Source organism: Streptomyces swartbergensis (assembly GCF_002148965.1).
Lineage (GTDB): Bacteria > Actinomycetota > Actinomycetes > Streptomycetales > Streptomycetaceae > Streptomyces > Streptomyces swartbergensis.
In genome coordinates, this window is record NZ_NGFN01000406.1 from 1 (window position 1) to 7365 (window position 7365).

A 7365-nucleotide genomic window follows, 5' to 3' on the forward strand; every position below is an offset into this window, starting at 1 on the left:
CCCCTGAACCACCCCCATCTCCCCCTCACGGAAGCAATCTCGCCCAAGCTTCGAATGCCAGGCCCTRGTTGAAGGAGCCGTGCCATGAAAGGCAAGAGAAGACGGAGAACCACCGTGGGACGGGGCGTCCCCGCCCTGGCCCTGACGCTGGGCCTGGTCACCGGACTCGGCGTCACGGCCACCGGAACGGCCGCCGCGGACGTCCCCGCGTACGCCTTCCGCAACCCGAAGCTCTCCGTCGACCGCCGCGTCGACGACCTGCTCTCCCGGCTCACCCTCGACGAGAAGATCTCCCTGCTCCACCAGTACCAGCCCGCGATCCCCCGCCTCGGCATCCAGTCGTTCAAGACCGGCACAGAGGCCCTGCACGGTGTCGCCTGGCTCGGCGAGACCACCGTGTTCCCGCAGGCCGTGGGCCTGGCGTCGACCTGGGACCCGGCGTTGATGAAGCAGGTCGGCGCGGCGGTGGGCGACGAGGCACGCGGCTTCCAGCAGGAGCGCCCGGCCGGCTGGAGCCTCAACCTGTGGGCCCCGGTGGTCAACCCGCTCCGCGACCCGCGCTGGGGCCGCAACGAGGAGGGCTACTCCGAGGACCCGTACCTGACGAGCTCGATGGCGACCGCGTACGGCACCGGCCTCACCGGCGGCGACCCCGACCACCTCAAGACGGCGCCCACGCTCAAGCACTTCCTCGGCAACAACAACGAGGAAAACCGCACCACCACCTCGTCCGACCTGCGCCCACGCGTGCTGAAGGAGTACGAGGAGCCGGCCTTCAGGCCGTCGATCGAGGCGGACGCGGCGACCGGCGTGATGTCGTCTTACAACCTCGTCAACGGCCGCCCGGCGACGGTCGATCCGGCGCTGGACGACGACGTACGCACCTGGACCTCCCAGGACCTCCTGAACGTCACCGACGCCCACGCGCCCAACAACCTGACCGGCACCGGCAGTCAGAAGTACTTCGGCACCCTGACCGAGGGCAACGCGGCCGCGCTGAAGGCGGGCATCGACAGCTTCACAACGGACGACGCGAACCCCCAACCCACGACGAGGGCCGTCACGTCGGCCGTGTCGTCCGGCCTGTTGGAGGAGTCGGACGTCGACACGGCGGCCGGGCACATCCTGAGCATCCGCGTCCGGCTCGGTGAATTCGACCCGGGCGGCGGGAAGTACGGCTCCATCGACAAGTCGGTCATCAACAGCCCGGCGCATCAGAGGCTGGCCCGGAAGGCGGCGGCCGAAGCGGCGGTGCTGCTGAAGAACTCGGGTGGCGCCCTGCCCCTGAAGGGCTCCGTGTCCCAGGACGTGGCGGTCGTGGGCCCGCTTGCCGACACTCTCTACACCGACTGGTACTCGGGCACCCTGCCGTACGCCGTGACGCCTGCCGAGGGCATCTCCGCCAAGCTCGGCGCTCCCGTGACCAGCAGCGAGGGCGTGGACCGGATCGCGCTCAAGAACGCGGAGACCGGAGAGTACGTGACGGCGGGCACGGACGCCGACGGCGAGGCCTTGCAGGAGAGTGCCGCCTCGTCCGGTACGGCAGCCACCCAGTTCGACGTGTTCGACTGGGGCGCGGGCATCGTGACGCTGCGGTCGGCCGCGAACGGCAAGTACGTCGGCGCCAAGGGATCGACCTTCGTCAACGACCAGGTGCAACCCGGGGGGTGGTTCGTGCAGCAGCAGTTGGCGCTGGAGGCGCAGGCCGACGGCACGCACCTGCTGCGGTACGCGGGCTACGAGACCCGGGAGCCCTGGTGGTCCAGCCCGGTCTACCTCGGCCCGACCGGCGACGACGGCACCCTCGGCCTGGTCACCGAGGCCGAGGCCGCGCGCTACACCAAGGACGTCGTCCGCAGCGGCGCCGAGGAGGCCGTGGCGGCGGTGAAGGACAAGGACGCGGCGGTCGTGGTGGTCGGATCCATGCCGGCGATCAACGGCCGCGAGAACCACGACCGTGAGGACATGAGCCTCGCCCCGTCCCAGGAAGCCCTGGTCAAGGCAGTGCGCGCGGCCAACCCGAAGACGGTCGTGGTCGTCGAGAACAGCTACCCGACCACCCTCGGCGCCCTCCAGAAGGAGGTCCCGGCCCTCCTCTGGACCACCCACGCGGGCCAGGAGACCGGCAACGCCCTCGCCGACGTCCTCTTCGGCGACGTGAACCCGGCCGGACGGCTCACCCAGACCTGGTACAAGTCGGAGGCCGACCTCCCCTCCATCCTGGAGTACGACAACATCAAGCACGACCGCACGTACCAGTACTTCAAGGGCGACCCGCTCTACGAGTTCGGCTACGGACTGTCGTACTCGTCCTTCCGTTACGGGAAGTTGAAGCGCTTCGACGACGGATACGAGGTCGCCGTCACGAATACCGGCAAGCGTGCCGGGGACGAGGTCGTGCAGCTCTACACCCACCAGCGCGTCTCACGCGACAAACAGCCGTTGAAGCAGCTGGAGGCGTTCCAGCGGGTCTCGCTCAAGCCGGGCCAGACGAAAACCGTCAAGCTGAAGCTCACGGCGAAGGATCTCGCACACTGGGACGTCACCCGTTCCAAGTGGGTGGTCGAGAGCGGCACGTACGACGTCCTCGTGGGCGCGTCCTCCGAGGACATCCGCTCCCGTACGTCCCTGAAGGCACGCGGCGAGACGATTCCGGCCCGGCAACTCTCACGGGTGACCCGCGCCGAGAACTTCGACGACTACGAGGGTGTCCGGTTGGTGGACGAGTCGAAGGTCCGGGGAACCTCGGTGGGGGCTTCGGCGGACGGGGCCTGGCTCGAGTTCGCCGATGCCCACCTGGGCTCCGGCGCCACGACGTTCAGTGCGCGGGTGGCCGGAGCGGCCGGCAAGGTCGAGATCCGGCTCGGCTCGCCGACCGGCACACTCATCGGTACGGCGACGGCGTCCGGAACGGAGTCGGTCTACACGTACGAGACGGTGAACGCCCCTCTGTCCACCGCCGCCAAGGGACGCCAGGACGTGTACCTCGTGCTGAGCGAGGGCCAGAGACTGTCGACGTTCTCACTGCGCTGACGCGGACGGCGAACCGCCGCCTCGCCACGCGACACGCGGACCCACGGCCCGGGGCGTCGAAAGGCCGCCCCGGGCGGCACCTCACCTCAGCACTCGCTCAGCGCCGCCGCTGGACACCTCTCAGCACTCTCCGGCCTGCGCCATGAGCTGATGATCGTCAGCGCCGGACCCGCGGCATCCCCAGCCCGATCCAGGAGATGATCTCCCGCTGGATCTCGTTGTTGCCGCCGCCGAAGGTGAAGATCACCGCCGAGCGGTAGCCGCGTTCCAGTTCGCCGTGCAGGACCGCGCCGGCCGAGCCTTCCTTCAGGGCGCCGGGTGCGGCGACGATCTCCATGAGCCAGGCGTAGGCGTCGCGCCGGGCCTCCGAGCCGTACACCTTGACGGCGGAGGCGTCCTGCGGGGTGAGGGTGCCGTCCTGGACGGCACCGACCATCCGCCAGTTGAGCAGCTTCAGCGCGTCCAGCCGGGCGTGGGTCCGGGCCAGGAGGCGGCGTACCCACGGCAGGTCGGCGACGCGGCGGCCGTCGGCGAGCTTGGTCTCCATCGCCCACCGCTGCACGTCGTGCAGGGCGCGGATCGCCATGGTGCCGTGGGCGGCCAGGGTCACGCGTTCGTGGTTGAGCTGGTTGGTGATCAGCCGCCAGCCCTGGTTCTCGGCGCCGACCCGGTGGGAGACGGGGACGCGGACGTTCTCGTAGTAGCTGGCCGTGGTGTCGTGCGAGGCGAGGGTGTTGATGAGGGTGCAGGAGTAGCCGGGGGCGGTGGTCGGCACCAGGAGCATGGTGATGCCCTTGTGCGGCGGGGCGGCCGGATCCGTACGGACCGCCAGCCAGACCCAGTCCGCCGTGTCGCCGTTGGTCGTCCAGATCTTCTGGCCGTTGACGACGTATTGGTCGCCCTCCAGTACCGCACGGGTCCGCAGTGACGCGAGGTCGGTGCCCGCGCCGGGCTCGCTGTAGCCGATGGCGAAGTCGATCTCGCCGGAGAGGATCCCCGGCAGGAAGGACGCCTTCTGCTCGTCGGTGCCGTACCGCATGATCGTCGGGCCGACGGTGTTCAGCGCCATGAGCGGCAGCGGGACGCCGGCCTGAGCGGCCTCGTCGAAGAAGATGAACTGCTCCATCGCGCTCAGGCCGCGCCCGCCGTACTCCTTCGGCCAGCCCACGCCGAGCCAGCCGTCCGCCCCGAGCCGCCGGATGGTCTCGCGGTAGAACCGCTTCCGGGTGGCCGGGTCGCCGTGCCGGGCGTACGCGTGGTCGGGGACCAGTTCGGCGAAGTAGGCGCGCAGTTCGGTGCGCAGCCGCTGCTGCTCGGGCGTGTAGTCGAGGTGCACGGCGCCTCCAGGCTCCCAAGGCCGGTCCTGTCGGCGCACACCGTAGAACGTGTTACAGAAATTGGGAATGGCGAGTGACGCGGAACGGCCTCCTCACCTCAGCGTGGCGAGGAAGTCCGTGCACGCCCGTGCGCACGCACGGCACGCCGCCGCCGAGTCCTCCGCCCCCGGCTGCCGGTCGAAGACGTGCGCGGCCTCCAGGCACACGGTCCGGCACCACTCCACCTGGACGCGGATGCTGGTCTCGTCCACCTGGTTCTGTTCGGACAGCACACGGCAGGTCGCGTCACAGACCTCCGCGCACATGATGCCCTTGCGTCGTACGAGTTCCTGGTTCTCGGTGCCGTCGGGATCCACGAGGCTCGCGCGCAACGCGCATGCCCGGGCGCACTCGGTGCAGGCCTGGGCACAGGCGAAGCGGTCCTCCAGGAACCGGAACAGCTCCTGCTGGGATGTCGTCACACCGCGCGGGTAGCCCCGCCGATGCCGGTCAAACCCGGTGCCGCCAAGGGTTCCGTACGGTTTTCCGGCCCCGTCGGCCGGGCACCCGGCAGGCCCGGGAACGACGACGCGCGGAGGTGAGTCACATGCCCGGGCGAGAGGAACTTCCGTCGACCCTTGAGCGCTCCGCCGAGGAGGCACAGCGCACCTGGATCAAGGCGCACGACTCGGCCGTGGAGCAGTACGGCGAGGGAGAGCGCGCGCACCGGGTGGCGTACGGGGCGCTGAAGCACACCCACGAGAAGGTCGGCGACCACTGGGAGCGCAAGGAGGGCGGCCGCAAGGGCCCCTCCGACCCGCGGTCGGCCCGGCCCCGGCAGCAGGGCGGCCGCAGCGGCGAGGGCGTCGACGAGCAGGCCTCGAAGGAGCACCTGTACGACCTCGCGAAGCGGCTGGGCGTCGAGGGGCGGTCGAGGATGTCGAAGGCGGAGCTGCTGGACGCCGTCCGCAAGGAGAACCGGTCGAAGACCCGGGCCGCACGGTCGGGCTGAGCAGGTTCATGGGGACGACCAGGGGTACTCGCGAGCCATGAATACCGCATGGATGGAGATGGCCGCGGGCGGGGACGCCCCCGGCTTCGGGTTCGTCGTGACGGGTCTGGCGGTCGTGGCCCTGCTGCTGGGCGCCTTCATCCTGGGCCTCCGGCACAAGCGTCGGCGCCCGCCGCGGCCCGAGGAGCAGCCCAGGCWGCCCGACGGGGGTCCCGTCCGGGAGACGAGGGAGCGGAGGGAGCCCGACGAGGTGCCCCGTGACCAGGGTCGCCTGACGCCGCACGAGCTGAAGGGACACGGCAACCAGAGCGACCGCAGGAGCGCGACCCAGGAGCGTCCCCGCTGGAACGAGGGCAGCAGCGGCTCGTTCGGCAGCGGCGGCCCGGGCGGCCGCTGATCCCCGCTCCCCGCGGCACTCCGCTCCGCACCCCACGTCGTACGTGAACCGTCATACGCGCACGTCGTACACGCCGTACACAGGGAAGTGAGAACCATGGCCGATCCCGCCCGCGACACCCTCCCGCTGCCGGACTACGACCATCTGCCGATAGGCGGCCTGGAGAGCCGGGTGCGGTCGCTGTCCGCGGACGAGGTGGAGGAACTGCTGGCGTACGAGCGGTCGCACGCCGACCGGCTGCCGGTGACCGAGCTGCTGGGGTCCCGTCTCGAGCAGTTGCGCGAGGGCGCGGAGCCGACGTCCGGCGACCCGGGCGCCCTGCGTCCCGAGTCGGGCGAGGGACACGGAGGCTCCCGGGTCTCGCCCGCCACGTCCCCGCAGCCGTTCAGCCCGCCGCCGCACGGCACCCCCGATCAGCGGGGCAAGCCGAAGGGTGACCGCACGTAGCGTCGCCGCCGGACAGAGCCGACCAGAAGGGCCCGTGCCTGTGCACGGGCCCTTTTTCACGTGCGCGCCCGGCGCGCACGCCCTGCACGCGCGCCCACGCTCGCACGACTCCGAGTGAGGTGGATCACAACCGGCAAGTGCAGCGTGACGTGGGGTCCAGCGTCTTTCCAGTGGTGCAGGGGGTCACTGAGACGCGGGACGGTGGGGATGGAGCAGGTTCGGGCGGACGGCTTCGACGAGTTCGTGGCCGCCCGTTGGTCGGCGCTGCTCCATGTCGCGCGGCTGCTGACGGGCGGCGACCGGCAGCGGGCCGAGGACCTGGTGCAGGAAGCGCTGGTGAAGCTGTGGTTCGCCTGGCCGAAGGTCGCCGAGCAGGCTCCGGAGGCGTACGTCCGCACGGTGCTGGTGCGGATGGCGGCGCGCTCGGCGAAGCGGCGCTGGTGGGGTGAGCGCCCGGTGGAGCAGCTGCCCGACCGGGCCGGTCCGGGGGATGTGTCGTCCACCGTGGCGGAACGCTCGCGGCTGGAGGCCGCGTTGGCCCTGCTGTCCGCCAAGCAGCGGGCCGCGGTGGTGCTGCGCTACTACGAGGACCTGCCCGAGGCCCAGGTCGCCGAGGCGCTGGGCTGTCCGGTGGGCACGGCACGGTCCCACGCGTCGCGCGGAGTCGCACGGCTCCGCCAGATCCTGTCCGACGCCGTCAGGCCCGTGGGGTGAAGGGAGAAGCGATGGACGACTTCGAGCGGGACCTGTCGCGGCTGCTGCGCGACACCCAGCAGCACACCCCCTACGAGCCCGAACACCGCCAGCGGCTGCACGCGGGTATCCGCTCCCGCCGCCGGTCGCGGCTGCTGTGGAAGGCGGGCGGCTCCGCCGTGGCGGTGGCCGGGCTCAGCGTCGGGCTCGCCCTGCTGCCGAACATGCTCACCAGGGCCCAGCCCGCCGATCACCGGCCGCAGCCCGCGACGAGCCCGACCCCCTCGCAGGACAGCGGGCCCACATTCGACTCCCCGGACCCCACCACGACTCCGACCGAGCCGGAGTCGTCCGCGCCGGCGACCACAGCCGGTGGCGGCACGCCGCCCGGGGGCCCGAGCACGACAATCAGCCCCACGCCGACCGCCACGGCCTCCGAGAGCCGGACCACTGCGGCACCCCCCACG

At 71.2% G+C, this 7365-nt stretch carries 8 protein-coding genes; 6 read left to right on the forward strand and 2 right to left on the reverse strand.

Translation table 11 applies throughout. The features are described 5' to 3' along the window. Positions 1–84: 84 nt before the first annotated feature. Entirely contained in the window at positions 85–3033 is a 2949-nt protein-coding gene (locus CA983_RS38130) for a glycoside hydrolase family 3 C-terminal domain-containing protein (RefSeq protein ID WP_086605295.1), read from the forward strand. Between the two features lie 157 nt (positions 3034–3190). Here the strand turns inward: CA983_RS38130 and CA983_RS38135 are convergent, their stop codons facing one another. Further along, positions 3191–4369: an acyl-CoA dehydrogenase family protein gene (locus CA983_RS38135; RefSeq protein WP_086605296.1), complete on the reverse strand. Its 1179-nt coding sequence runs from the start codon at positions 4367–4369 to the stop codon at positions 3191–3193. Positions 4370–4462: 93 nt separating this feature from the next. Then, positions 4463–4831, reverse strand: a complete 369-nt coding sequence (locus CA983_RS38140; RefSeq protein ID WP_086605297.1) for a four-helix bundle copper-binding protein — start codon at positions 4829–4831, stop codon at positions 4463–4465. Positions 4832–4956: 125 nt separating this feature from the next. On the opposite strand from CA983_RS38140, the gene CA983_RS38145 reads away from it, so the two are divergent. The 5 genes from CA983_RS38145 to CA983_RS38165 form a co-directional block, all read left to right on the forward strand. Then, a complete protein-coding gene (locus CA983_RS38145; RefSeq protein ID WP_086605298.1) occupies positions 4957–5361 on the forward strand; it encodes a ChaB family protein in 405 nt (134 codons plus the stop codon). Positions 5362–5398: 37 nt separating this feature from the next. Beyond that, entirely contained in the window at positions 5399–5758 is a 360-nt protein-coding gene (locus tag CA983_RS38150; protein WP_086605299.1) for a DUF6479 family protein, read from the forward strand. Positions 5759–5854: 96 nt separating this feature from the next. Further along, the gene (locus CA983_RS38155; protein ID WP_086605300.1) at positions 5855–6205 is read left to right on the forward strand and encodes a DUF8129 domain-containing protein; all 351 of its coding nucleotides are present in this window, start codon (positions 5855–5857) and stop codon (positions 6203–6205) included. 207 nt (positions 6206–6412) lie between these two features. Next, a complete protein-coding gene (locus tag CA983_RS38160; protein WP_086605301.1) occupies positions 6413–6919 on the forward strand; it encodes a SigE family RNA polymerase sigma factor in 507 nt (168 codons plus the stop codon). Between the two features lie 11 nt (positions 6920–6930). Beyond that, positions 6931–7365: hypothetical protein (locus tag CA983_RS38165; RefSeq protein ID WP_086605302.1), on the forward strand; the 435-nt coding region annotated here is incomplete at its 3' end.